The sequence below is a fragment of the Azospirillum sp. UENF 312511 genome (assembly GCF_058780635.1).
In genome coordinates this window covers 812,724-834,810 of the sequence record NZ_JBSNCG010000003.1, presented here as the reverse complement: position 1 = coordinate 834,810, position 22,087 = coordinate 812,724, and the positions used below count along the sequence as shown (strand labels likewise).

At 68.8% G+C, this 22,087-nt stretch carries 24 protein-coding genes; 8 read left to right on the top strand and 16 right to left on the bottom strand.

The window, feature by feature from the left end; all coding sequences use genetic code 11:
• Window positions 1-133 precede the first annotated feature (133 nt).
• The 4 genes from cowN to ACWPN7_RS15255 all read left to right on the top strand — a co-directional run bounded on the left by cowN (window position 134) and on the right by ACWPN7_RS15255 (window position 1,898).
• Window positions 134-430: a N(2)-fixation sustaining protein CowN gene (cowN, locus tag ACWPN7_RS15270; RefSeq protein ID WP_014239500.1), complete on the top strand. Its 297-nt coding sequence runs from the start codon at window positions 134-136 to the stop codon at window positions 428-430.
• Window positions 431-614: 184 nt separating this feature from the next.
• Window positions 615-1,229, top strand: a complete 615-nt coding sequence (gene rpsD, locus ACWPN7_RS15265) for a 30S ribosomal protein S4 (protein WP_014239501.1) — start codon at window positions 615-617, stop codon at window positions 1,227-1,229.
• 119 nt (window positions 1,230-1,348) lie between these two features.
• Window positions 1,349-1,573 carry an AbrB/MazE/SpoVT family DNA-binding domain-containing protein gene (locus ACWPN7_RS15260; RefSeq protein ID WP_407823343.1) on the top strand — a complete coding sequence of 75 codons (225 nt, stop codon included), beginning with the start codon at window positions 1,349-1,351 and terminating at the stop codon, window positions 1,571-1,573.
• Window positions 1,563-1,898, top strand: a complete 336-nt coding sequence (locus tag ACWPN7_RS15255; protein WP_407823344.1) for a type II toxin-antitoxin system PemK/MazF family toxin — start codon at window positions 1,563-1,565, stop codon at window positions 1,896-1,898. Before ACWPN7_RS15260 ends, ACWPN7_RS15255 begins: the two co-directional genes overlap by 11 nt.
• A gap of 92 nt (window positions 1,899-1,990) precedes the next feature.
• Here ACWPN7_RS15255 and ACWPN7_RS15250 read toward each other — a convergent pair whose 3' ends face one another.
• On the bottom strand, window positions 1,991-3,094 hold the full coding sequence (locus tag ACWPN7_RS15250; protein ID WP_459196899.1) for an alkene reductase: 1,104 nt from the start codon (window positions 3,092-3,094) through the stop codon (window positions 1,991-1,993).
• Window positions 3,095-3,300: 206 nt separating this feature from the next.
• Between ACWPN7_RS15250 and ACWPN7_RS15245 the strand changes: the two genes are divergently transcribed.
• The gene (locus ACWPN7_RS15245; protein ID WP_459196900.1) at window positions 3,301-3,972 is read left to right on the top strand and encodes a TetR/AcrR family transcriptional regulator; all 672 of its coding nucleotides are present in this window, start codon (window positions 3,301-3,303) and stop codon (window positions 3,970-3,972) included.
• Between the two features lie 6 nt (window positions 3,973-3,978).
• Here the strand turns inward: ACWPN7_RS15245 and rarD are convergent, their stop codons facing one another.
• The 7 genes from rarD to ACWPN7_RS15210 form a co-directional block, all read right to left on the bottom strand.
• Entirely contained in the window at window positions 3,979-4,983 is a 1,005-nt protein-coding gene (gene rarD / locus ACWPN7_RS15240) for an EamA family transporter RarD (RefSeq protein ID WP_051657952.1), read from the bottom strand.
• A 100-nt stretch (window positions 4,984-5,083) separates the two neighbouring features.
• Window positions 5,084-5,518 carry a hypothetical protein gene (locus tag ACWPN7_RS15235; RefSeq protein WP_014239507.1) on the bottom strand — a complete coding sequence of 145 codons (435 nt, stop codon included), beginning with the start codon at window positions 5,516-5,518 and terminating at the stop codon, window positions 5,084-5,086.
• A gap of 153 nt (window positions 5,519-5,671) precedes the next feature.
• Entirely contained in the window at window positions 5,672-6,013 is a 342-nt protein-coding gene (gene grxD, locus ACWPN7_RS15230) for a Grx4 family monothiol glutaredoxin (RefSeq protein WP_014239508.1), read from the bottom strand.
• A gap of 47 nt (window positions 6,014-6,060) precedes the next feature.
• Window positions 6,061-6,300 carry a BolA family protein gene (locus tag ACWPN7_RS15225; protein ID WP_014239509.1) on the bottom strand — a complete coding sequence of 80 codons (240 nt, stop codon included), beginning with the start codon at window positions 6,298-6,300 and terminating at the stop codon, window positions 6,061-6,063.
• Between the two features lie 306 nt (window positions 6,301-6,606).
• Window positions 6,607-8,787 (bottom strand): phosphoribosylformylglycinamidine synthase subunit PurL, encoded by a 2,181-nt coding sequence (gene purL, locus ACWPN7_RS15220; protein WP_459197000.1) that lies wholly within the window; start codon window positions 8,785-8,787, stop codon window positions 6,607-6,609.
• Between the two features lie 32 nt (window positions 8,788-8,819).
• Window positions 8,820-9,524 carry a phosphoribosylformylglycinamidine synthase subunit PurQ gene (gene purQ, locus ACWPN7_RS15215; protein ID WP_094303166.1) on the bottom strand — a complete coding sequence of 235 codons (705 nt, stop codon included), beginning with the start codon at window positions 9,522-9,524 and terminating at the stop codon, window positions 8,820-8,822.
• Window positions 9,525-9,623: 99 nt separating this feature from the next.
• Window positions 9,624-10,520 (bottom strand): LysR substrate-binding domain-containing protein, encoded by an 897-nt coding sequence (locus ACWPN7_RS15210; RefSeq protein ID WP_038529321.1) that lies wholly within the window; start codon window positions 10,518-10,520, stop codon window positions 9,624-9,626.
• 101 nt (window positions 10,521-10,621) lie between these two features.
• On the opposite strand from ACWPN7_RS15210, the gene ACWPN7_RS15205 reads away from it, so the two are divergent.
• Window positions 10,622-11,797, top strand: a complete 1,176-nt coding sequence (locus tag ACWPN7_RS15205) for an MFS transporter (RefSeq protein WP_459196901.1) — start codon at window positions 10,622-10,624, stop codon at window positions 11,795-11,797.
• A 4-nt stretch (window positions 11,798-11,801) separates the two neighbouring features.
• Here the strand turns inward: ACWPN7_RS15205 and ACWPN7_RS15200 are convergent, their stop codons facing one another.
• The 5 genes from ACWPN7_RS15200 to ACWPN7_RS15180 form a co-directional block, all read right to left on the bottom strand.
• The gene (locus ACWPN7_RS15200; protein WP_459196902.1) at window positions 11,802-12,491 is read right to left on the bottom strand and encodes an MOSC domain-containing protein; all 690 of its coding nucleotides are present in this window, start codon (window positions 12,489-12,491) and stop codon (window positions 11,802-11,804) included.
• Window positions 12,488-13,156, bottom strand: a complete 669-nt coding sequence (locus tag ACWPN7_RS15195; protein ID WP_459196903.1) for a DNA-3-methyladenine glycosylase family protein — start codon at window positions 13,154-13,156, stop codon at window positions 12,488-12,490. The genes ACWPN7_RS15200 and ACWPN7_RS15195 overlap by 4 nt, the downstream gene beginning before the upstream one ends.
• Before the next feature lie 92 nt (window positions 13,157-13,248).
• The gene (gene purS, locus ACWPN7_RS15190) at window positions 13,249-13,491 is read right to left on the bottom strand and encodes a phosphoribosylformylglycinamidine synthase subunit PurS (RefSeq protein ID WP_038529315.1); all 243 of its coding nucleotides are present in this window, start codon (window positions 13,489-13,491) and stop codon (window positions 13,249-13,251) included.
• 46 nt (window positions 13,492-13,537) lie between these two features.
• Window positions 13,538-14,302, bottom strand: a complete 765-nt coding sequence (gene purC, locus ACWPN7_RS15185; RefSeq protein WP_014239519.1) for a phosphoribosylaminoimidazolesuccinocarboxamide synthase — start codon at window positions 14,300-14,302, stop codon at window positions 13,538-13,540.
• Between the two features lie 116 nt (window positions 14,303-14,418).
• Window positions 14,419-15,213: an NRDE family protein gene (locus ACWPN7_RS15180; RefSeq protein ID WP_459196904.1), complete on the bottom strand. Its 795-nt coding sequence runs from the start codon at window positions 15,211-15,213 to the stop codon at window positions 14,419-14,421.
• Between the two features lie 152 nt (window positions 15,214-15,365).
• Between ACWPN7_RS15180 and ACWPN7_RS15175 the strand changes: the two genes are divergently transcribed.
• Window positions 15,366-15,686: a DUF1476 domain-containing protein gene (locus ACWPN7_RS15175; protein ID WP_137102436.1), complete on the top strand. Its 321-nt coding sequence runs from the start codon at window positions 15,366-15,368 to the stop codon at window positions 15,684-15,686.
• Window positions 15,687-15,844: 158 nt separating this feature from the next.
• Here ACWPN7_RS15175 and purB read toward each other — a convergent pair whose 3' ends face one another.
• Window positions 15,845-17,140, bottom strand: a complete 1,296-nt coding sequence (gene purB, locus ACWPN7_RS15170) for an adenylosuccinate lyase (protein ID WP_035671612.1) — start codon at window positions 17,138-17,140, stop codon at window positions 15,845-15,847.
• A gap of 338 nt (window positions 17,141-17,478) precedes the next feature.
• Here purB and ACWPN7_RS15165 point away from each other — a divergent pair, with 338 nt between their 5' ends.
• A complete protein-coding gene (locus ACWPN7_RS15165) occupies window positions 17,479-20,733 on the top strand; it encodes a bifunctional diguanylate cyclase/phosphodiesterase (protein WP_459196906.1) in 3,255 nt (1,084 codons plus the stop codon).
• A gap of 25 nt (window positions 20,734-20,758) precedes the next feature.
• Here ACWPN7_RS15165 and ACWPN7_RS15160 read toward each other — a convergent pair whose 3' ends face one another.
• Complete coding sequence (locus ACWPN7_RS15160) at window positions 20,759-21,184, bottom strand: tellurite resistance TerB family protein (protein ID WP_038529309.1); 426 nt, start codon at window positions 21,182-21,184, stop codon at window positions 20,759-20,761.
• An 84-nt stretch (window positions 21,185-21,268) separates the two neighbouring features.
• A complete protein-coding gene (radC, locus tag ACWPN7_RS15155) occupies window positions 21,269-22,060 on the bottom strand; it encodes a RadC family protein (RefSeq protein WP_349619574.1) in 792 nt (263 codons plus the stop codon).
• Window positions 22,061-22,087 lie beyond the last annotated feature (27 nt).

Genomic DNA, 22,087 nt, shown 5'->3' with positions numbered 1-22,087 from the left:
AGCGCGAACCGTTCGCGCAGGACACCCGCCGTTCACGCCGCCCGCCCGCCGTTCGTGCAGCGGGTCTTGTTCCTGGACCCGCCTTCCGCGATGAGGGATGTCAACACAACCCTCTTCCGCAGGAAGCACGACCGTGGACGCAACCGACACTCCCGACCGCTACGTCTCCTTCAAGGGCATCGACTGCGAGGGCAACTCCCGCCGCATCATCGAGCGCCTGTACATGCACATCGACGACCCGGCCAAGACCAACGCCTTCTGGGAACGCTTCCGGGCGAAGCTGGCCGTGGCCGACGATCCGTTGAAGCGTCAGGCGGACGGGCTGTGCCTGCTCTGCGCCAACGTCTACTACATCTCCGACCTGTTCGAGGAATATGAGGACGAGGAAGGTCTGGCCATGCTGCGCCAGCTCGAGGACGAGTGCTGCTGAGGCTTCGAGGTTTGACCCGACTCATGGTTTGACCCGACTCATGGTTTGACAAGGCGCGCCGAATCCGTATAGTGCGCGCCTTCACTCCTGGGAAAGCGGGCGTGCCTCTTGTTTGCGCCCCGTCCGCGGCCTGTTCCGCGGAACTACCGGGACAAAACCAACTCGTGTTCCACCGAGGACCAAAATGGCCAAGCGTCAACAGTCCAAGTACAAGATCGACCGCCGCCTCGGCGTAAACCTCTGGGGCCGTGGCAAGTCGCCGATCAACAAGCGTGAGTATGGCCCCGGCCAGCACGGCCAGCGCCGCAAGAAGCCGTCCGACTACGGCCTGCAGCTCATGGCGAAGCAGAAGCTGAAGGGCTACTACGGCAACATCGGCGAGAAGCAGTTCCGCCGCATCTACGCCGAGGCCGTGCGCCGCAAGGGCGACACCGGCGAGAACCTGGTGGGCCTGCTGGAGCGCCGCCTGGACGCGGTGGTCTACCGCATGAAGTTCGCGCCGACCCCGTTCGCCGCGCGCCAGATCATCAATCACGGCCACATCCTGGTCAACGGCCGCCGCCTGAACATCCCGTCGGCCCAGATCAAGGAAGGCGACACCATCGAGGTGCGCGCCAAGTCCAAGCAGATGGCCCTCATCCTCGAGGCCACCGCCTCGGGTGAGCGCGACACCCCGGACTACCTGGAAGTCGACACGGGCGCCCTGAAGGGCCGCTTCGTCCGCGTCCCGCTGCTGGCCGACATTCCGTACCCGGTCCAGATGGAACCGAACCTGGTCGTCGAGTTCTACTCGCGCTGACCGTTCGGCCCAGCCGACACGCGAAAGGCCGCGCCTCCGGGCGCGGCCTTTTTCGTTTGGGATGGGCGGTCGCAGCCGCCGGTGCTACTGTCGTGATGCACAGGGCGATGGAGACGGCAATGCACATCTCGCGGCTGGCCGCCGACAACAGGGCGCTGATTCCTCAGGACGTCCGCGACGCCTTGGGCTTGAAGGAGGGCGACCCGATCCTGTTTTCCGTGAAGGACGGGCAGGCGGTGATCCGCAAGGCGCCCATCGTCGATACCGCTTATCTGAAAGCGCTGGAAGGCGGTCTGTCGGAATGGGCCTCGCCCGAGGACGACGAGGCGTTCGATGATCTTTGACCGCTGGTCCGTGGTGGTCCTTCCCTTTCCCTTCACGGACCTCGGTACAGCCAAGCGGCGGCCCGCGCTGGTTCTCTCGTCGGCGGATTTTCAGCAGGCTCATGGCCACATTCTGTGCGGCATGGTCACGAGCGCTGCGCACAGCGCGTGGCCTTCGGATGTCGAATTGACCGCCTATGCCGAGGCTGGTCTGAAGAAACCCTGCAAGTTCCGCTGCAAGCTTTTCACGCTTCAGGATGATCTGGTGCTCTATGGGCTCGGCATGCTGGCCGAGGCCGACCGGCTGGCTGTGACCGCGGTGACCTCCGGGCTTCTTCCGCGATAGAACTGCCGGCTTTCATAGAAAAAAGCCGGAACCCTTGCGGGTCCCGGCCTTGAGGTGCGGGGATCGGGGGCAATCCCCGCGGGGGAGAGGGATCAGGCGTCGGCCGTTTCCAGCGCCGGATAGTCGGTGTAGCCTCGGGCGTCGCCGCCGTAGTAGCTGGCCTTGTCCGGCGTGTTCAGCGCCGCGTTGCGGCGGAAACGCTCCGGCAGGTCCGGGTTGGCGATGAAGGGCTCGCCGAAGCTCACCGCGTCCGCCGCGCCGGCGGCGATGGCCGCCTCGGCCTGCTCCTTGCTGTAGCCGCCGTTGATGATGAAGGGGCCCTTGAAGATCCGGCGCAGCTCCGCCGCGAGGTGCGGGGCGCCTTCCGGCGGGGCCATGTGGTGGCCCGGCTGGCCTTCGATGACGTGCAGGAAGGCGAGGCCGAAGGGGTTCAGCGCTTCGGTGACGTGGGTGTAGAGCGCCCGCGGGTCGCTGTCCGCCATGTCATTGAAGGTGCCGGTGGGCGACAGCCGGACGCCGACCCGGCCCGGGCCGACGGCGGTGGTCACCGCGTCCACAATCTCCAGCAGGAAGCGCGCCCGGTTCTCCACGCCGCCGCCGTAGCGGTCGGTGCGCTTGTTGCTGCGGTCGCGCAGGAACTGGTCGATCAGATAGCCGTTGGCGCCGTGGATCTCCACGCCGTCCAGCCCGGCGTCGAACACCGCGCGCTTGGCGGCGTCGGCGAAGGCCTTGACCAGACCGGGGATCTCGTCGGTTTCCAGGGCGCGCGGGGTGGGGAAGGGCACCAGACCCTTGCTGGTGTAGGACTCGCCGGCGGCGGCGATGGCCGAGGGGGCGACCGGCAGGGCGCCGTTCGGCTGGAATTCCGTGTGGGAGATGCGGCCGACGTGCCAAAGCTGCGCGGCGATCAGGCCACCCTTGGCGTGGACCTCCTCCGCGATGCGGCGCCAGGCGAGCGTCTGCGCGTCGGTGTGGATGCCCGGCGTGCTGGGATAGCCCTGGGCGGTGGCCGAAACCTGCGTCGCCTCGGTGATGATGAGGCCGGCGGAGGCGCGCTGGCCGTAATAGTCGGCCATCAGCGGAGTGGGGACGTTGCCCTCGCCCGCGCGGCTGCGGGTCATCGGCGCCATGATGACGCGGTTCGACAGCTCCATGGAGCCAAGACGCAGCGGCGTGAACAGATCGGCGGTGGTCATGATGCGGTTGCCCTCTCGATTCAAAAATCGGGTCCCACGTTGGGGCGTCCCAAAGTGGTGTCCGGGGTTCCGCGGGTTGGGCGGTGCCCGGTATGTATGCGCGTACATACTTGCCAGCGCCATCCGGGCTTGTCAAGTATGCACGTGCATACCTATTATCATTTCAGCCGCCGCACGGATCAGCGGCCAGTGAGAGGGCCTGAATCGTGGACAAGACCGACACCCCGGCCACCGCTCCGGCAACTGACGACGGCTGTTGCGGCACCGGGACCGACGCGCCCGCGCGCAAGCGCGACCGCGAGGCGACCAAGGGCGTCCTGCTGGACGCGGCCAAGATGGTGTTCGCCGAGCGCGGCTTCGACGCCGCGACCACGCGCGACATCGCCGGCCGCGCGGGTGTGAACGAGCAGTTGATCCAGCGCTATTTCTCGGGCAAGGCCGGATTGCTGCTGGCCGTCGTGGAGCGCTACGGGCGCGAGGAGGGGAGCGGCTGCGCCATGCCACCGCCGGGCGACGACCTGGAGGAGGATCTGGCGGCCTTCCTGCTGCACCAGCTCCGCCACGCCTGGAAGTGCCGCGACTTCACGCGGGTGATGCTGGCGCGCGCGCTGGTCGATCCGGACATCGCGAACGAGATGGCGCGCACCCTGTCGGAAAGCCGCATCCCCTGCCTGCTCAGCCGGCTGGAAATCTTCCGCGCGCGCGGGGCGATCGCGGCGGACGCCGAGCTTGCCCACGTCGCGGCGGGCATCGCCACGCTCAGCTTCGGGCTGGGCTTCCTCGATCAGGTGGTGTTCGGGCGCTGCCCGGACCGGGTCAACGAGGTGGTGAAGACGCTCGCCCACACCATGGCCTACGGCCTTGCGCCGCGGGCCTGAGCCGCCTCAATCGGCGCGGCAGGCAGCGATGCGGGCCTGCTCCGCCCGGTTTTGTTCCGCCCGGCTTTGTTCGGCGCGGGCCTCGGCGCGGGCGGCGCGGTGGGTGAACAGCGCGTCCGCCGAATAGAGCGCCAGCGCCACCCAGATGCAGACGAAGGCCACGAGGTGGGAGGAGGTGAAGGCCTCGCCATAGACCGCCACGCCGAGCAGGAGCTGCCCGGTCGGGCTGATGTATTGCAGGATGCCGATGGTCGACAGCTTCAGCCGGGCGGCGCCGACCATGAACAGCACCAGCGGGATGGCGGTTACCGGGCCGGTCAGGATGATCAGCAGGTCGGTGCCCAGCCCGTGCGCGCCGAAACTCCCCAGCCCCTGGGCGTTCAGCCACAGCAGATAGACGATGGCCGGCGGCACCAGCAGCACCGTTTCCACCAGCAGCCCGATCAGCGGGTCGATGGCCGCCTTCTTGCGCACCAGCGCGTAGACGCCGAAGCTCAAGGCCAGCGACAGCGCCACCCAGGGAACCTCCCCGTAGGACAGGACGAGGCTCAGGACGCCCGCCGCCGCGATCATAACCGCCAGTCCCTGCCGCTTCGACAGCCGTTCCTGAAGGAAGGCCATACCGAGCAGCACGTTGATGATCGGGTTGATGTAGTAGCCGAGGCTGGACTGCACCAAATGGCCGTTGTTCACGGCCCAGATGAAGATGGTCCAGTTGCTGCCGATCAGCGCCGTCGTCACCAGGAAGATGCCCAGGCGCCGCCAGCTTCCCACCCCGCGCACGATGCCGGACAGGCCGCGCGTCGGCACCAGCCACAGCCCGACCAGCACCACGGTCCACAGCACCCGGTGGGCGACAACCTCCACCGCCCCGACGTTGCCGAGCTGCTTGAAGAAGATCGGCGCCAGCCCCCCCCAGATCAGGAAGGCGGTCAGAGCGGCGGCGAAGCCCAGGGTGGCGGGGTTGCGCCCGTCGGCCTGCGGCAAGGAGGGGGAGGGAGTCTGGGCCATGGCTCCCCTTTACCATGCCCAAGAAATGGGCGATAGGAACGCCCCCTCATGCCCGCACTGCGCGCCGGGAATGCCGCATTTCGCGCAGGGGTTTTCCCGCTCAGCCCCCTCCGCCGCCTGCGGTGCCGCTTCCGCTTCCGCTGCCGGTGGGCGCTCCGTTCCGGGGCATCGCGCCGGACGATCCCGACGAGCCCCGGCCGATCGGAACGTTGGTGCCGACGCCCTCGTTGCGGACCAGCGCGCGGGCCTCGCGCAGCCGGTCCACGCAGCCGTCCGGATCGCCCTTGCCGGCGGCGGACCGCGCCTCGCCCAGCAGGCCACGCAGCCGGTCCTTCTGCTCGCCGGTCAGGGCGGTGTGGTTGCGCCCGCCGGCCACCACCTTGTCGCCCAGAAACAGGTCGGAGAAGCGGGACACCTCGTCCCGGCAGGCGGTCAGCCGCTCCTGCTTCGGGACCGTTCCGTCCTGGCCCTGCGCCTGAACGGGAAGAGCCATCAGAGCCAGCAGCGCCGCCGCTGGAAACACGCGCCTGTCCATGACCGGGCCTCCTTGTCCGTGTCTTCTCCGTGCCGACACCTCCGCGGAATCGTCGATGGAAAAACAAGGGTGGGCCGAGGCCTGTTCCGCCAAAGGAAAAGGGCTCCGCGGTGGCGGAGCCCTTTGTCACATCCCTTCGACGGGGATGGCCGATCAGGCGTTGGCGCCCGTCGCGACGCCCTTGTCGGCCAGCAGCGACTGCAGCTCGCCCGACTCGTACATCTCGCGCACGATGTCGCAGCCGCCGACCAGCTCGCCCTTGACGTAGAGCTGCGGGAAGGTCGGCCAGTTCGAGTAGTCCTTCAGGCCCTGGCGCAGGCCCGGGTCCTCCAGGATGTTGATGCCCTTGAACTTCACGCCGACGGTGCTGAGCACCTGGACGACGGCGGCGGAAAAGCCGCACTGCGGGAAGACGGGCGTGCCCTTCATGTACAGCACGACATCGTTGCCCTTGATGTCCTGCTCGATGCGATCCTTGACGTTCTGGTCAACCATGTCTCTCGGCCTTCTTACGATGTCATCGTGACTTGGGGGATGCCGTCCTACACGCCTTCCGGCACGGCGGTGGTCAGGGCCAGGGCGTGCAACTCCCCGCCCATCTTGCCCTGGAGGGCGGCGTAGACCATCTGGTGCTGCTGCACGCGCGACTTGCCCTTGAAGGCGGCGGAGGTGACCAGCGCGGCGTAATGGTCGCCGTCGCCGCGCAGGTCGGCGATCTCCACGGTCGCGTCCGGGATGCCTTCCCTGATGAGCTTCTCGATCACCGCGGCTTCCATCGCCATGGCCGTCATCCTGTTCCGTCAATCCCTGCCCATGCGGGCGCTGCCCGTATAATTAGGCGGAGCGGCCGGGTTTGTCACCGGAGAAGAGACGACATTCCGCGGTGCGAAGGGTTCGCGCCACCGGCCCCCACCCCAACCCTCCCCCGCTGGGCGGGGGAGGGGACGGAATTCCCTCCCTTGCGAAGCGGGGGAGGGAAGGGGCCCGCGGCGAAGCCGTGGGAAGGGTGGGGGCAAAACTCCACCCCAAAACGAAAAGGCCGGGCGATGGCCCGGCCTTCCGTTCTTCGACCCCTCAGCCGCGTCCGATCACTCGGCGGCGGCCATGTAGCCGGGCAGCCAGGCCTCGTTGGCCTTCTTCAGGCGGGCGATGGTGATCGCCTCGCCGCCGCGGCCGGTCAGGGCCGTGCCGTTGGTCTTGCCGAGCACGCTCACCGGCACGCCGGCCGCCTTGGCCTTCTCCTGCACCGCGGCGGCCTTGTCGGCGCGGACGGCCAGGACGTAGCGGCCCTGGTCCTCGCCGAACAGGGTGCCGGCGTCGGCGCCGTCGAGGCCCGACAGGGTGGCGCCGATGCCGCCGGCCATGGCCATCTCGGCCACGGTGACGAGCAGGCCGCCGTCCTGGATGTCGTGGCTCGACACCACCAGACCCTCGGCGATCAGGCCGCGGACGAACTCGCCGTTGCGGCGCTCCACCGCCAGATCGACCGGCGGCGGCGGGCCGTCCTCGCGGCCCAGGATCTCCCGAAGGTAGAGCGACTGGCCGAGATGGCCCGTGCCCTCGCCGACGAGCAGGATGGTGTCGCCCTCGTTCTTGAAGGCGATGCCGACGGCGATCATGGCGTCCGGCAGCAGGCCGACGGCGCCGATGGCCGGGGTCGGCAGGATCGCCTCGCCGTTGGTTTCGTTGTAAAGCGACACGTTGCCCGACACGACCGGGAAGTCCAGCGCGCGGCAGGCGTCGGCCATGCCCTGGATGGCGCCGACGAACTGGCCCATGATCCGCGGCTTCTCGGGGTTGCCGAAGTTCATGTTGTCGGTGACGGCCAGCGGCAGGGCGCCGACGGCGGACAGGTTGCGGTAGGCCTCGGCCACCGCCTGGGCGCCGCCGCGCACCGGGTCGGCGAGGCAGTAGCGCGGGGTGCAGTCGGTGGTGACGGCGATGCCCTTGCTCTGGCCCGGCAGCCGCACCACGCCCGCGTCGGCCTGACCGGACATGAAGCGGGTGTCGCCGTTCACGAGGCTGTCATACTGCTCCCAGATCCAGCGCTTGGATGCCTGATCGGGGCAGGACATGATTTTTTCCAGGATGTCGCCCAGCGTCTTGTCGGCCGGCAGGGCGCGCACGGCGTCCTCCAGCTCCGCGGCGGCCGGGGTCGGCTCCCACGGGCGGTCGTAGAGCGGCGAGGCGTTGGAGACCGGGGCGATCGGCATGTCGCACCAGGTCTGGCCGTGCATCTTGATGACCAGCTTGCCGTTGTCGGTCAGCGTGCCGATCACGGCGAAGTCCAGCTCCCACTTGTCGAAGATCGCCTTGGCGACCTCCTCGCGGCCGGGCTTCAGGATGATCAGCATGCGCTCCTGGCTTTCGGAGAGCATGATCTCGTAGGGGGTCATCCCCTCCTCGCGCATCGGCACGTCGTCGAGCACCAGCTCGATGCCGAGCCCACCCTTGCCGGCCATCTCGACCGAGGAGGAGGTGAGGCCGGCCGCACCCATGTCCTGGATGGCGACGATGGCGTCCGTCTCCATCAACTCCAGGCAGGCCTCGATCAGCAGCTTCTCGGTGAAGGGGTCGCCGACCTGCACGGTCGGGCGCTTCTCCTCCGAATCCTCGCTGAACTCGGCCGACGCCATGGTGGCGCCGTGAATGCCGTCGCGGCCCGTCTTGGAGCCGACATAGACCACCGGATTGCCGACGCCCGCGGCGGCGGAATAGAAGATCCGGTCGGCCTTGGCGACGCCCACGGTCATCGCGTTGACCAGGATGTTGCCGTTGTAGGCCGGGTGGAAGTTGGTCTCGCCGCCGATCGTCGGCACGCCGACGCAGTTGCCGTAATGGGCGATGCCGGCGACCACGCCCGACACCAGATGGCGGGTCTTGGGATGCTCGGGCGCGCCGAAGCGCAGCGCGTTCATGTTCGCGATGGGCCGGGCGCCCATGGTGAACACGTCGCGCAGGATGCCGCCCACGCCCGTCGCCGCACCCTGGAAGGGCTCGATGTAGGACGGGTGGTTGTGGCTCTCCATCTTGAAGATGATGGCGTCGCCGTCCCCGGCATCGACCACGCCGGCGTTCTCGCCGGGGCCGCAGATGACCTGCGGGCCGGTGGTCGGCAGCGTCATCAGCCACTTCTTCGACGACTTGTAGGAGCAATGCTCCGACCACATCACCGAGATGATGCCCAGCTCCGTGTAGGTCGGCTGGCGCCCGAGGATCTCCAGGGCGTTGTTGTATTCCCCTTCGGACAGGCCGAACTCGCGGGCCATCTCCAGGGAGACTGCGGGCTGCTGCGCGGTGGTCACGACAGGGCCTCCACCAGACCATCGAACATGGGCTTGCCGTCGGTGTTGCCATGGAAGGCGGACACCGCGTCCTCGGGGTGCGGCATCAGGCCGAGCACGGTGCGCTTGGCGTTGAAGATGCCGGCGATGTTGTCCAGCGAACCGTTCGGGTTCCAGTCGGTCGGGTTCCAGCGCGGGTCGGCGCTGCCCTCGTCGCTGACGTAGCGGAAGGCCACCTGGCCCTCGCCGTCCAGCCGCTTCACCGTCTCCGCGTCGGTCCAGTAGTTGCCGTCGCCGTGCGCCACCGGGTAGCGGACGATCTGGCCCTTGCGGTACTTCGCCGTGAAGGGGCTGTCCGTGTTCTCCACCCGCAGGTGCACGGTGCGGCAGATGAACTTCAGCTTGGCGTTGCGCATCAGCGCGCCGGGCAGCAGTCCCGCCTCGGTGATGATCTGGAAGCCGTTGCAGATGCCGAGCACCCGCACGCCCTGATCGGCCCGCGCCTTGACCTCGCGCATGATCGGCGAGTGCGCCGCCATGGCGCCGGAGCGCAGATAGTCGCCATAGGAGAAGCCGCCCGGCACGAGGATCAGATCGACCTTGGGCAGTTCGGTGTCGCGGTGCCAGACCAGATGCGGCTTGGTTCCGCTGGCGGCCTCCAGCGCGGCGACGGCGTCGCGTTCGCGGTTGGAGCCGGGGAAAACGATGACGGCGGCCTTCATGGGGCTTGGAAAATCCGGCGTCGTGGGGGGAACGGTTCGAGGCCGGACACTAAAGGCCCCGCCCCGGCAAAGCAAGGGCAAGGACCCCGCCATTCTCCCTTATCGGCCCTGCGTTGACGCGCTGGCGGCCTGTTCGCGCAGCCAATCGGGGAAGGCGGGCGCCTCGGTGTGGCCGCGCTGGCGGCTTTCCAGCAGGTAATAGTGGCCGGATACCACCCCTTCGGCCCCCAGCGGGGCGGTCAGCCGCCCGGTTTCCAGCGGGCGCTCCACGAACAGCCGCGGCACGATGGCGACGCCAAGCCCGTCCTCCGCCGCCTGGATGGCGAAGTAGGTGTGGTCGACCTCCATCCGGTTGCGGAAGGCGTCCAGCTCCAGCCCGTGGGCCGTGCTCCAGGCCGGCAGCAGGTCGGCGCGGGCGCGGATGGTGATGACCGTCCGGCGGGTCAGGTCGGCGGGGCTGCGCAGAGTCTCCAACCCCGGCAGGGAGGGGCTGCACACCGGCACGCAATGCTCGCTCATCAGCGGCAGCGGCTTCAGCCCGGCGAAATGGGCGGGGTCGCGGCGGATGGCGTAGTCGAAGGGACGGCCGATGTCGATCGGGCCGGGGGCGGTGGACAGCGACACCGCCAGCTCGGGAAAGCGCTGCTGGAACAGGGGCAGGCGCGGCAGCAGCCAGTGCATGGCGAAGGTCGGGATGCAGTCCACCCGCAGCGTCCGCCGCCCGTCGCCGTCGAGCAGCGTGTCGGTCGCCTGCTGGATCTCGGTGAACAGGTCGGCGATGCGGGTGAAGTAGCGCGCCCCGGCCTCGGTCAGCCGGACCTGCCGCTGGCTGCGATCGAACAGGGGAACGCCGAGAAAGAGTTCCAGGCTGCGGATCTGGCGGCTAACCGCGCCGGGGGTGACGTTCAGCTCCTCCGCGGCGAGGCGGAAGCTGGAATGGCGGGCGGCGGCGACGAAGGCGCGCAGGGCGTTCAGCGGTGGGAAGCGGGAGGCCATTCGTTGAGCTTTTCTCACCGGTCGGCGGAAGACAAGTCGTTTGTCGGTTTCCTACCGGCTGGCTAGGGTGCCTGCCGCTTTCCGTCGCCCCCTGGTCCGTCATGTCGCACATCACCCGCCGGCTGGTCTGGTTCCTCGGCGTCTCGCAGCTGCTGTGCTGGGGGATCTCCTATTACCTGATCGCCATTTTCGGAAACCCCATGGCCACCGACCTGGGCCTGAGCCTGCCGGTGGCCTTCGGCGGCTTCACGGCGGCGCTGCTGGTCATGGGGGTGGTGTCGGGCAGCGTCGGGCGGGCCATCGACCGCTGGGGCGGACGCCCGGTGATGGTCATCGGCTCGCTGCTGACGGCGGCGGGGTGCCTGGGGCTGGCCACCTCCACCGGGCTGGTGAGCTATTACGCCTCCTGGCTGGTGCTGGGTCTGGCGATGCGGGCGAGCCTGTACGAGGCGGCCTTCGCCGCCCTGGCCCGGCTGGGTGGCCCGCTGGCGCGGGTGCCGATCTCGCAGATCACGCTGCTGGGGGGGCTGGCCTCCACCGTGCTGTGGCCGGTGGGTCAGGCGATGGCCGACGCCTGGGGCTGGCGCGGCGCTCTGGTCGCCTACGCCGTCATCGCGCTTCTGACGATCCCGCTGCACGCCGCCATCCCGTCCGACCGCTACGTACGCCCACCGGTGCCGGCCGGGACGGAGCCTGCCGGGACGGCGGACCCGCGGCGGCGGGCCTGGGTGGCGCCGCTGTTCTACATGGTGATGACCACGGCGGTCGGCGTGCTGACCTCGGCCATGTCGGCGCACATGATCGGCATCCTGGTCGGGCTGGGGGCGGCGCCCGCGGCGGCGGTGTGGATTTCCACGGTGCGCGGCGTCGGCCAGTCCTCGGCCCGGCTGTGCGAGGTGCTGTCGGGGTCCCGCCTGCACCCCACCGCCCTGGCGCTGCTCGCCTGCGGCCTGCTGCTGCCCGGCTTCATCATCGGCTTGTGGAGCGGCGCGGTGCTGGCCGCCGGCGTCGCCTTCTCCCTGCTGTTCGGGGCGGGGGCCGGGCTGGCGACGATCGTGCGCGGCACGCTGCCGCTGGTGCTGTTCGACCCGCAGAGCTACGGCCGGACGGTCGGGCGGCTGCTGGTGCCGAGCTTCTACGCCGCCGCGCTGGCACCGATGGGCTACGCGGTCATCATCGAGCGGGCGGGAGAGACGGCGGCGCTTCTGCTGTCCGCCGTCCTGGCGCTGGTGGCGGTGGGTGCGGCGGGGGTGCTGTGGGCGACCGCCCGCCGCTGAGGGATCAGTCGCCGCCGTTCAGGCGCTTGGTCCAGTCCTCGACGCCCTGGGTCAGCCGGCGTTCGGCCAGCGTCCTCCACGTCTGGGCCAGCACCGGCAGGGCAGCCATCTCGGCCAGGGCGTCGCGGTTCTGCGTGTCCACGTAGAGGACGTGCAGCAGCCGGGCGAGCGTCCATTGCGGGTAGGGGCGTTCGACCAGGGTCAGCCGGTCGCCGGGACCGATTTGGCCGGTTTCCGGCACGCGATAGTACCAGCCGGTGCGCCCGGTGGTCTGGACGCGCTTGGCCATGTCGGGCACGGCGAAGCGGTGGTTCAGCTTCCAGCAGGGCTGGCGGGCCTGGGCGACCTCAAGCAGGGCGGTGCCGGCGCGGAAGCGGTCGCCGACGCAGACATCGGCTTCGGTCAGGCCCAGCGTCGCGAGGTTCTCGCCGAAGGCGCCGGGCTGGCCGAGCAGCGGCACGTCCCCGCCCAGCTCGTCCCGCCACGCCGGGTGGTGGTCCAGCGGGTAGTGGTGGATGGCCTTGTCCGGCCCGCCATGGACGCGGCGATCGGCCTGCTCGTCGTCCAGGAAGCCTTCGGGGCCGACCGCGCGCGGGCCGTCCACCGGGAGCTTGGCGATGGCGCTGGTGCGCCCCGGCGGGCCGAAGGGGGCGGCCTTGCCGACGAGGACGGCGGTGATGGTGGTCTCGGTCACGGTGTCGTCCTTCCTTTGGGCGTCTTCTTGCTCTTGGCCGGCCTCTGTTTGGCCGGTTTCAGGGCCCTGGCCTGTTCCTGCAGGGCCACGTAATGGTGCCAGACGAGTTGCGCGGCGAGGCTGCGGTGCGGGCGCCAGGGCTCGGCGACGGCGATAAGCTGCGCCTGGGTCGGCTTCTCCGCCCATCCCTTCAGCCGCTGCACGCCGAGCTGGATGGCGAGGTCCCCCACCGGCCAGATGTCCGGCCGGCCGAGCGCCATCATCAGGTAAATCTCGGCGGTCCAGCGTCCGATGCCCTTCAGCGCGATCAGGGCGGCGATGGCCTCCTCGTCGTCCATCTTGTGAATGGCGTCGAAGTCCAGCCGGCCGTCCGCAACGGTCTGGGCCAGCCCGCGGGCGTAGCCGATCTTCTGGCGCGACAGGCCGCAGGCCCGCAGATCCTCGTCGGGCAGGGCCAGGATGGCGTCGGGGGTCACCACCCCGACCATGGCCTGGAGCTTGGCCCACAGCGCCGCGGCGACCGTGGTGGACAGCTGCTGCTCGATGATCAGGCAGAGCAGGCCGGAGAAGCCGTCCGGGCGGCGGAAGTCGCGCACCGTCGGGCCGCCGACGCGCAGGGACTCGGCGAAGATGGGATCGAGCGTGGAGAGATGGTCGATGGACATGGTCGAACGAAAATGGGGGATGCGCAGCGGTTGCGCATCCCCCATTTTCCGACAGGCAGGATTGAGCGCGGACGGCCTTAGGCCATCAACTCTCAGGCCACCAGCTCGATCGCGTAGTCTTCGATCACGGTGTTGGCCAGCAGCTTGGTGCACATGGCCTCGACCTCCTTGCGGGCGGCGGCCTCGTCGGTGCTCTTGAGCTGAAGCTCGATGACCTTGCCGGCGCGGACGTCCTCGACGCCGTCGAAGCCCAGCGTGTGCAGCGCGTGCGCGATGGCCTTGCCCTGGGGGTCGAGAACGCCGCGCTTGAGGGTGACGTGAACCTTCGCCTTCATCGGATGTCCGCTCGCTTGATGGTGCTGATGGGGTGGGGAAAACGGATTATTGGACGGTCTTGGGACCCTTGACGTCCACCGGGCCGCCTTCGGGCAGGATGCCGAGGCGCCGGGCGACCTCCTGGTAGGCCTCCTCGACCTGACCGAGGTCCTGGCGGAAGCGGTCCTTGTCCAGCTTCTCGTTGGTCTTGATGTCCCACAGGCGGCAGTTGTCGGGGCTGATCTCGTCGGCCAGGACGATGCGCATCTCCTCGTTCTCCCAGAGCCGGCCGAACTCCAGCTTGAAGTCCACCAGCCGCAGGCCGATGCCGAGGAAGAGGCCCGACAGATAGTCGTTCACGCGGAGCGACAGGGCCACCATGTCGTCGAGGTCCTGCGGAGCCGCCCAGCCGAAGGCCGTGATGTGCTCCTCGGTGACCATGGGATTGTTCAGCTCGTCGGACTTGTAATAATACTCGATGATCGAGCGCGGCAGCGGGGTCCCCTCGGGGATGCCGAAGCGCTTGGACAGCGAGCCGGCGGCGGTGTTGCGCACGACCAGCTCGATGGGGATGATCTCGACCTCGCGAACCAGCTGCTCGCGCATGTTCAGGCGGCGCACGAAGTGCGTCGGCACGCCGATTTCCGACAAACGGCTCATCAGGTACTCGGAGATGCGGTTGTTCAGCACCCCCTTGCCGGTGATGATGCCCTTCTTCTGGTTGTTGAAGGCGGTCGCGTCGTCCTTGAAGTACTGCACCAGCGTGCCCGGCTCCGGACCTTCGAACAGGACCTTCGCCTTGCCTTCGTAGATGCGCCGACGTCGTGTCATGAGAGATCGTCCAAAAACGTGTAGCCTGGACTGGCGGGTGACCGGTCCAGGGGATATGCACGAGTGATATAGCAAGCTGGCCCAGGGAACACAATGCGCGGGGTCCGCAGCGGCTCCTACCCCAACGAGACGGGCCCCAACGAGACGGGTTGCCACGGCGCCTCGTGAGGGCGGCCGGCGGCGAAGTGCCAGACGGGGTCGAGGTCCGGGCGCTCCACGGCCGGCAGGGCGATCAGCGCGCTCGACACCGTGCCGAATCCGCTGGGCAGCAGGAAGTTCATCGCCCCGCGCTCGCCCCGCTCGCCGTCGTCCCAGATGCGGCTCGCCAGCAGCTCCGGCCAGCCGCCCCACAGGTTTCCGGCCTCGCCCCGCTCCGGGTCGGGTGGTGCGGCGTGCTGGAAGAGGGGGAGATACTGGGCCTGCCGCGGGTCCTCCGCCACGTCGTCCAGATCGCTGGCGGTAACCATGTGCACGCCTGCGGGGATCTCGATCATCTCCGGGCGGTTGCGCGGGGAGGGGCCGCGGTGGACCAGCAGCCGGGCGTCGCGGTTGTCGGCGATCAGCAGGTTGAAGGGGCGGTAGGCCCGCGTGTCGAGCTGCGCCATGGCCAGCGCCGCCTCCGCCGCGTCGGCGAAGTCCAGCGCGTCCAGCACCAGCTCCCCGCGCGACCGCTTCCCGGCCTCCGGCCCCAGCGTGCCCATGCGGTTCAGCACGGCGGCGACGACGCCCTCGTCGTTCAGGCCCAGCCAGGAGCCGCCGGCCAGCTCGTCCAGTCCGGCGACGACGTTGGGGCGGTCGGGCCAATGGCGCGCCGGGGCCTTCCAGGGCCGTCCAGCCATCTCGTCGCGGTTGGCGCCCAGGATCAGGGGCCACGTTGCGTCCGGTCGTCGCAGGAGGATCACGCTGCACATGGGGAATCTTGCCTTCCGCTTCCCTCTTGGGTATGTCGCCGCACGCCGGATTCGCCGATTGGCCGGTGGGTGGGGGCGATGACGACGCCCGTTCCACCGGCTATATAGTCTTGTATCTGGGAGCGCAAAACCAATCCAAGGAGCCGGGTCCCATGACGACCTTCGACGAGCGCGAGAGGGCCTTCGAGAACAAGTTCCAGCACGACCAGGATCTGCTCTTCAGGATTCGCGCGCGCCGCGACCGGCTGGCGGGACTCTGGGCGGCGAGCCTGCTGGGCCTGACCGGGGGCGAGGCCGACGCCTATGTCCGTCAGGTCATCGACGCCGACATCGGCGCCACCGGTCCGCACGACGTTCGTGACCGTCTGGCCGCCGATCTGCATGCCAGGGGCGTCGACATCTCCGACCACCGCGTGGAGAAGGAACTGGCTCGTCTGCTGGACGTCGCGCGCGTGCAGGTGCACGCGGAGTAGAGTTTTCGTGGGGGGAGGTGTTGCCCCCTCCCTAACCCTCCCCCGCTCTCGCAGGGGAGGGGATTGAACTCCCTCTCCTGCGAAGCGGGGGAGGGAAGGGGCCCGCGGCGAAGCCGTGGGAAGGGTGGGGGCTCCGACGGCCAAAGCCCCCGGACCCCTCACTCCCCGAACACGCGCTTGAACACCATGTCGACGTTCTTCGTGTGGTAGGTCATGTCGAACATCGGGGCCAGCGTCTCGCGGGAGATGTGCTTGGCCACGTCGGCGTCCGACGACAGCAGGTCGAGGAAGTTGCCGCCCTTCTCCCACACCTGCATGGCGTTGCGCTGCACCGCCTTGTAGCTGTCCTCGCGGCTCATCCCGGCCTGGGTCAGGGCCAGCAGAACGCGCTGCGAGAAGACCAGCCCGCCCAGATCGTCCAGGTTCTTCTGCATGCGCTCTGGATAGACCACCAGCTTGTCCATCATGCCGGTCAGGCGGGCCAGCGCGAAGTCCAGCGTCACCGTGGCGTCGGGGCCGAACATGCGCTCGACCGAGCTGTGGGAGATGTCGCGCTCGTGCCACAGGGCGACGTTCTCGAGCGCCGGGACGACGGCGGCGCGGACGATGCGCGCCAGACCCGTCAGGTTCTCCGACAGCACCGGGTTGCGCTTGTGCGGCATCGCCGAGGAGCCCTTCTGGCCCGGATGGAAATATTCCTCCGCCTCGCGCACCTCGGTGCGCTGCAGGTGGCGGATCTCCACGGCCAGATTCTCGATCGACGAGGCGATGACGCCGAGCACCGAGAAGTAGAAGGCGTGGCGGTCGCGCGGGATGACCTGGGTGGACACCGGCTCCGGCGTCAGCCCCATCTTGGCGGCGACGTGCTGCTCCACCCGCGGGTCGATGTTGGCGAAGGTGCCGACGGCGCCCGAGATGGCGCAGGTGGCGATGTCGGCGCGCGCCTGGACCAGACGCTCGCGCCCGCGGGCGAAGGCGGCGTAATGGCCGGCCAGCTTCAGGCCGAAGGTCGTCGGCTCGGCGTGAATGCCGTGGCTGCGCCCGATGGTGACGGTGTCCTTGTGCTCGTAGGCGCGGCGCTTCAGAACGGCCAGCAGCTTGTCCATGTCGTCGAGCAGCAGGTCGGCGGCCTGGGTCATCTGCACGGCGAGGCAGGTGTCCAGCACGTCCGACGAGGTCATGCCCTGGTGGACGAAGCGCGCCTCCGGCCCGACATGCTCGGCGAGGTTGGTCAGGAAGGCGATGACGTCGTGGCGGGTCTCCCGCTCGATCTCGTCGATGCGGTCGATCTCCCACTTGCCGCGCTCCCACACGGCGGCGGCCGCCTCCTTCGGGATGACCCCCAGCTCCGCCTGCGCGTCGCAGGCGTGCGCCTCGATCTCGAACCAGATGCGGAACCGGTTCTCCGGCTCCCAGATGCGGGCCATTTCGGGGCGGGTGTAGCGGGGGATCATCGGACTCTCCGGGGGTGGCGGACCTGAACGCTTCGGCGGCGGGCGGGGGATGCGTTTGGGCCATTGCCATGGCGGAAACCGCCCCCTGTTGCCCGCGCGCGGGACCATAACCGCGCCGGACGGCGCTGCAAAGCCCCTTCACAGCCCCGGTGGACACGGGATGCGCGTCATAAGGTTTTCGAGGGCAGGCTTGTCTTCCCGGAAAAATCGCAAAGACTGGCGATTCGTCGCGCCGGTTTCCTCACCTTGAACTTGCCGAGTCCCCGCCACGCGCACTAATGATCTACTCTGTTCGCCGCGGACGGGTTAAGCCGGGCGTGGTTCCAGGAGGGCTTTCCTTGTCCGATCCGATCGCCGAGTTGATGCGCGAGCCGTCCCGGACTTCGGACGAAAGGCGCCTTTACCGCCTGCAGTTCCTGGCGTCCCTGTTTCTGATCGCGGCGGTGGTGGGGGGCTTGGGCGCCTACTTCATCTGGCAGCACCGGCTGGATTTCGAAGCCGACCTGAAGCAGACCGAAGCCCGCTACCTGGAAGTGCAGCGCCAGACCCTGCAGGAGGAGCTGGAGAACGCACGCTCCTACCTCGCCTACATGCGGTCGCGCACCGAACCGCTGCTGCGCGCCGAACTGCGCGCCAAGGTGGATGAGGCCTACGGCATCGCCTGGACCATCTACGAGCGCGAGAAGGAGTATCTGCCCGAGGAGTCGATCCGGCAGTCGATCAAGGAGACGCTGCGGCCCCTGCGCTTCTTCGGCGGGCGCGGCTACTACTTCATCGACGACATGCAGGGCACCTGCGTGCTGCTGCCCACCGCCCCCCAGCGGGAGGGCAGCTCGCTGCTCGACAACCGCGACGACCAGGGGCGCCCGATCATGCGCAACCTGATCCGCGCCGTGGACGATCCGGAGATGCAGGGCTTCACCCGCTACCGCTGGTACGCGCCAAGCAACCCGCACAGCATGTCCGACAAGTTCGCCTATGTCCGCCGCTTCGAGCCGTTCAACTGGCTGATCGGCACCGGCGACTATGTCGGGGCGGTGGAGGAGAAGCTTCAGCGCGAGACGCTGGAGCGGCTGCGCGCCCGGCGGTTCGGGGATTCGGGTTTCATCGCGGTGCTGCGGGAGGATGGCGAGGTGCTGCTCTCCCCGACCTCCCCGGCGGCGGAGGGCAAGAACGCCCGCGACCTGCCCTGGGAGACGGAGCGGGATCTGGTCAGCCGCCTGCTGGAGGCCGGCCTGACGGGCGGGGGGGAACTGCGCTTCGACTGGGTGCATCCGGTCACCGGGCGCCCGGCGCCGAAACTGTCCTACGCCACGGCGCCGGACGTCTGGGGGTGGGTGCTGGTCGCCGGCTTCTACACCGACGATATCGATTCCGTGCTGGCGCAGCGGCGGGCCGAGATCAGCGCCGGCATGAAGAAGCGCATCCTGACCACGCTGACGGTGCTGGCGCTGGCGCTGGGCGCCTCGGCCTGGGTGTCCTGGCTGGTCACCGGCTGGGTCCGCCGCATCGTCCGCGGCTACCAGTCCAACATGCGGGAGAGCGACAGCATGCTGCGCGAGCGGGCGCGGCAGCTCTACCTCGCCAACTTCTTCGTGGACCATGTGTCCGAGATCGTCGTGCTGGCGGATGCGGAGCTGCGCATCGCCTACGTCAACCCCTTCGGCTGCGACGCGCTGGGCGCCCCGCTGGCCGGGCTGGCCGGCACGCACGCCGACCTTCTGGAACGCTTCCGCGACGAGGCGTCCGAGGCGTCGGCCCATTACGAGACGCTGTACCACACCCGCGGCGGGCGCGCGCTGGAGCTGGAGGTGACGGCGAGCCGCGTCACCTACGAAGGCGACGCCTACTACTGCGCCATCGCCCGCGACATCTCGGAGCGCAAGCGCGCGGAGTGGGAGCTTCGGCTGTCCGCCAAGGTGTTCGACAACGCCGCCGAAGGCATGGTCGTCACCAACGAGAAGAACCGCATCGTCGCGGTCAACGACGCCTTCTGCCGCATCACCGGCTACAGCCGCGAGGAGGTGATCGGCGGCGATCCGGCCATGCTCTCCTCGGGCCGGCAGGACGGCGCCTTCTACGCCGCGATGTGGGTGAAGCTGAAGGAGGAGGGCCACTGGTCCGGCGAAATCTGGAACAAGCGCAAGTCCGGCGAGGTCTATCCGGAGTGGCTCAGCATCCAGATGGTGCGCAACGAGGCGGGGGAGGCCGTCAACTACATCGCCGCCTTCTCCGACATCACCGAGAAGCGCGCCCAGGAGGAGCGCATCCGGCATCTGGCGCAGTATGATTTCCTGACCGACCTGCCCAACCGCTTCCTGCTGCGCGACCGGCTGGAGCGCGCGATGCTCGCCGCCGACCGGCACGGCACCAAGGTGGGGCTGCTGTTCGTCGATCTCGACCGCTTCAAGACCATCAACGACAGCCTGGGGCACGGCGTCGGCGACCGGCTGCTGCGTGCGGTGGGGGCGCGGCTGTTGGGGACGGTGCGGGCCAGCGACACCGTCAGCCGCCAGGGCGGCGACGAGTTCGTCATCCTCGTCAACGACCTGGACGGTCCCGACGCGGCCTGTTCGGTGGCCCGCAAGGTGCTGCGGGCGATGACCGAATCCTTCCCGGTGGACGGGCACGAGCTGCAAATCTCCCCGTCCATCGGCATCGCGCTCTATCCCGACGACGCGACCACCATCGACGCGCTTCTGAAATGCGCGGACATGGCGATGTACGCCGCCAAGGAGGCGGGGCGCGCCAACCACCAGTTCTTCACGCCGGAGCTGAACAAGCGGGCGTCGGAGCGGATGTGGTTGGAAAGCAACCTGCGCCACGCCCTGGCCGACAACGAGCTGGAGCTGCATTTCCAGCCGCAGTTTGCGGTGGACGGCCGCCGTCTGGTAGGGGCGGAGGGGCTGCTGCGCTGGCGCCGACGCGACGGCACGATGATCCCGCCTGGCCAGTTCATCCCGGTGGCCGAGGACACCGGCCTGATCCAGCCGATCGGCGACTGGGTGCTGGGCGAGGCCTGCCGCCGCGCTGCCGACCTGCTCGCCCGCGGCCATCCGCTTCTCATCGCCATCAACCTGTCGGCGGTGCAACTGCGCCGCCCCGGTCTGGCCGACCGCGTGGCCTTCTGGCTGGACGCCTACAAGGTGCCGGCCCGCTGCCTGGAACTGGAGGTGACCGAAAGCGTCCTGATGGACGAGTCCGACATGGTGAGCGGCACCTTCGCCCGGCTGCGCGAGATGGGGGTGGCGCTGGCCATCGACGATTTCGGCACCGGCTATTCCAGCCTCAGCTATCTGAAGCGCTTCCGCGTCGACAAGCTGAAGATCGACCGCTCCTTCGTGACCAGCCTGACCGACGGCTCCGATGGCGGTGCCATCGCCGAGGCGATCATCGGCATGGCGCGCTCGCTGCGCATGCAGACACTGGCCGAGGGGGTGGAGACGGAGGAGCAGTTCGGCGGGCTCGCGCGGCTGGGCTGCGACCAGATCCAGGGCTATCTGCTGGGCCGCCCCATGCCCTACGACGATTTCGTGGCCTTCATCGCCCGTCACGCCGACGCCCCCGAAGCGGTGGGGGAGACGGTCGGCTGACGGGCGATGCGCCACGAAGCCGGCCTTACGCTCCCAGCACGCTGCGGTCGTTTTTGGCGACCAGCGCCTGGAAATAGGGGCCGAGCTTGGCGTCGTCGAGGCCGAAGGCCTGCTGGAAGCGCGCGATCAGGTCACGCTCGCCCTGTTCGGCTTGGCCGTCGGCCATGGCGCTGTCGATCATGTTCAGCAGGATGCACAGCCGTTGCTGTTCGTTCAGGTTCGGCGTGGCGGCGGCCAGGAAGGCGTCGGGCGGGGTGCTGCGCGCGTACTTGAAGCAGCGGTCCAGCTCCTCGCGCGTGGCGCTGCGGCCCATCACCGACAGCAGATGGCCGACCTCCTCCGGGTCCAGCTCGCCGTCCGCGCCCATGCAGTAGATCAGCGAGACGACCAGCGTCCGGCGGGGGGTGAGATCCAGCGGCGCCGATCCCTTGAACATGTCGAAAAGGCCCATGGTGCTACCTCTGTGGTGACGAACGCCGCACATATGGGGGCGCCGGTCGGGCCAACAAGATGGGACTGCAGAACAGGGTTGCGGCTACAGCAATCCTTGGGCTTTGAAGCTGACATGCTTGCCCTTGCCGACGATGACGTGGTCGTGGACCGCGATGCCCAGGCTGTGGGCGGCGCGCAAAATCTCCTTGGTCATCTCCACGTCGGCGCGGCTGGGAGTTGGGTCGCCGGAGGGGTGGTTGTGCACCAGGATGATGGCGCTGGCCGACAGCTCCAGCGCGCGCCGCACCACCTCGCGCGGGTAGACCGGGGTGTGGTCCACCGTGCCGGTCTGCTGCACCTCGTCAGCGATCAGCTTGTTCTTGCGGTCGAGGAAGAGCAGGCGGAACTGCTCCATCGGCTGGTGCGCCATGGCGGCGGTGCAGTAATCCAGCAGCGACTGCCAGTTGGCCAGCACCGGCCGGTCCATCACCCGCTGCCGCATCCCGCGCAGCGCCGCGGCCCCGACCGCCCGCAGCATTGCGACGGCCTTGTCGGAGGCCAGCGAGACCTCCCCCACGCAATAGCCGCGCAGGCGGGGCGGCGGGGCGTTGACGACGCTCCAGAGGTCGCCGAAATCGCGGATCAGCGCCTTGGCCAGCGGCTTCACGTCGCGGCGCGGGTTGACCGCGAACAGGATCATCTCCAGCAGCTCGTAATCCTGCAGCGCGTCCGGCCCGCCATCGAGGAAGCGGGTGTAGAGACGCTGGCGGTGGCCCTTGTGATTGGCCTCGTGGTGGGCCTCTTCCATGGCGACGTCAGGGGGCGGCTCCAGCCCGGGAAGCCCTTGGGCCTCCTCCGCATTCCCCGACCGCTTCGCGCTCTTCCGTCCCGCCATCCCGACGCCACCATACGAATGTGTGCG

Bases quoted from the DNA above. Each gene is read 5' to 3' on its own strand.
- ACWPN7_RS15210 (WP_038529321.1), bottom strand. From the start codon at position 10,520: ATGGCCTCCCGCTTCCCACCGCTGAACGCCCTGCGCGCCTTCGTCGCC.
- ACWPN7_RS15175 (WP_137102436.1), top strand. From the start codon at position 15,366: ATGACGACCTTCGACGAGCGCGAGAGGGCCTTCGAGAACAAGTTCCAG.
- ACWPN7_RS15180 (WP_459196904.1), bottom strand. From the start codon at position 15,213: ATGTGCAGCGTGATCCTCCTGCGACGACCGGACGCAACGTGGCCCCTG.
- ACWPN7_RS15255 (WP_407823344.1), top strand. From the start codon at position 1,563: ATGATCTTTGACCGCTGGTCCGTGGTGGTCCTTCCCTTTCCCTTCACG.
- ACWPN7_RS15260 (WP_407823343.1), top strand. From the start codon at position 1,349: ATGCACATCTCGCGGCTGGCCGCCGACAACAGGGCGCTGATTCCTCAG.
- rpsD (WP_014239501.1), top strand. From the start codon at position 615: ATGGCCAAGCGTCAACAGTCCAAGTACAAGATCGACCGCCGCCTCGGC.
- radC (WP_349619574.1), bottom strand. From the start codon at position 22,060: ATGGCGGGACGGAAGAGCGCGAAGCGGTCGGGGAATGCGGAGGAGGCC.
- rarD (WP_051657952.1), bottom strand. From the start codon at position 4,983: ATGGCCCAGACTCCCTCCCCCTCCTTGCCGCAGGCCGACGGGCGCAAC.
- ACWPN7_RS15235 (WP_014239507.1), bottom strand. From the start codon at position 5,518: ATGGACAGGCGCGTGTTTCCAGCGGCGGCGCTGCTGGCTCTGATGGCT.
- grxD (WP_014239508.1), bottom strand. From the start codon at position 6,013: ATGGTTGACCAGAACGTCAAGGATCGCATCGAGCAGGACATCAAGGGC.
- purB (WP_035671612.1), bottom strand. From the start codon at position 17,140: ATGATCCCCCGCTACACCCGCCCCGAAATGGCCCGCATCTGGGAGCCG.
- ACWPN7_RS15160 (WP_038529309.1), bottom strand. From the start codon at position 21,184: ATGGGCCTTTTCGACATGTTCAAGGGATCGGCGCCGCTGGATCTCACC.
- ACWPN7_RS15250 (WP_459196899.1), bottom strand. From the start codon at position 3,094: ATGACCACCGCCGATCTGTTCACGCCGCTGCGTCTTGGCTCCATGGAG.
- purS (WP_038529315.1), bottom strand. From the start codon at position 13,491: ATGAAGGCGAAGGTTCACGTCACCCTCAAGCGCGGCGTTCTCGACCCC.
- ACWPN7_RS15195 (WP_459196903.1), bottom strand. From the start codon at position 13,156: ATGTCCATCGACCATCTCTCCACGCTCGATCCCATCTTCGCCGAGTCC.
- purQ (WP_094303166.1), bottom strand. From the start codon at position 9,524: ATGAAGGCCGCCGTCATCGTTTTCCCCGGCTCCAACCGCGAACGCGAC.
- purL (WP_459197000.1), bottom strand. From the start codon at position 8,787: ATGGCCCGCGAGTTCGGCCTGTCCGAAGGGGAATACAACAACGCCCTG.
- purC (WP_014239519.1), bottom strand. From the start codon at position 14,302: ATGACACGACGTCGGCGCATCTACGAAGGCAAGGCGAAGGTCCTGTTC.
- ACWPN7_RS15205 (WP_459196901.1), top strand. From the start codon at position 10,622: ATGTCGCACATCACCCGCCGGCTGGTCTGGTTCCTCGGCGTCTCGCAG.
- ACWPN7_RS15225 (WP_014239509.1), bottom strand. From the start codon at position 6,300: ATGGCGATGGAAGCCGCGGTGATCGAGAAGCTCATCAGGGAAGGCATC.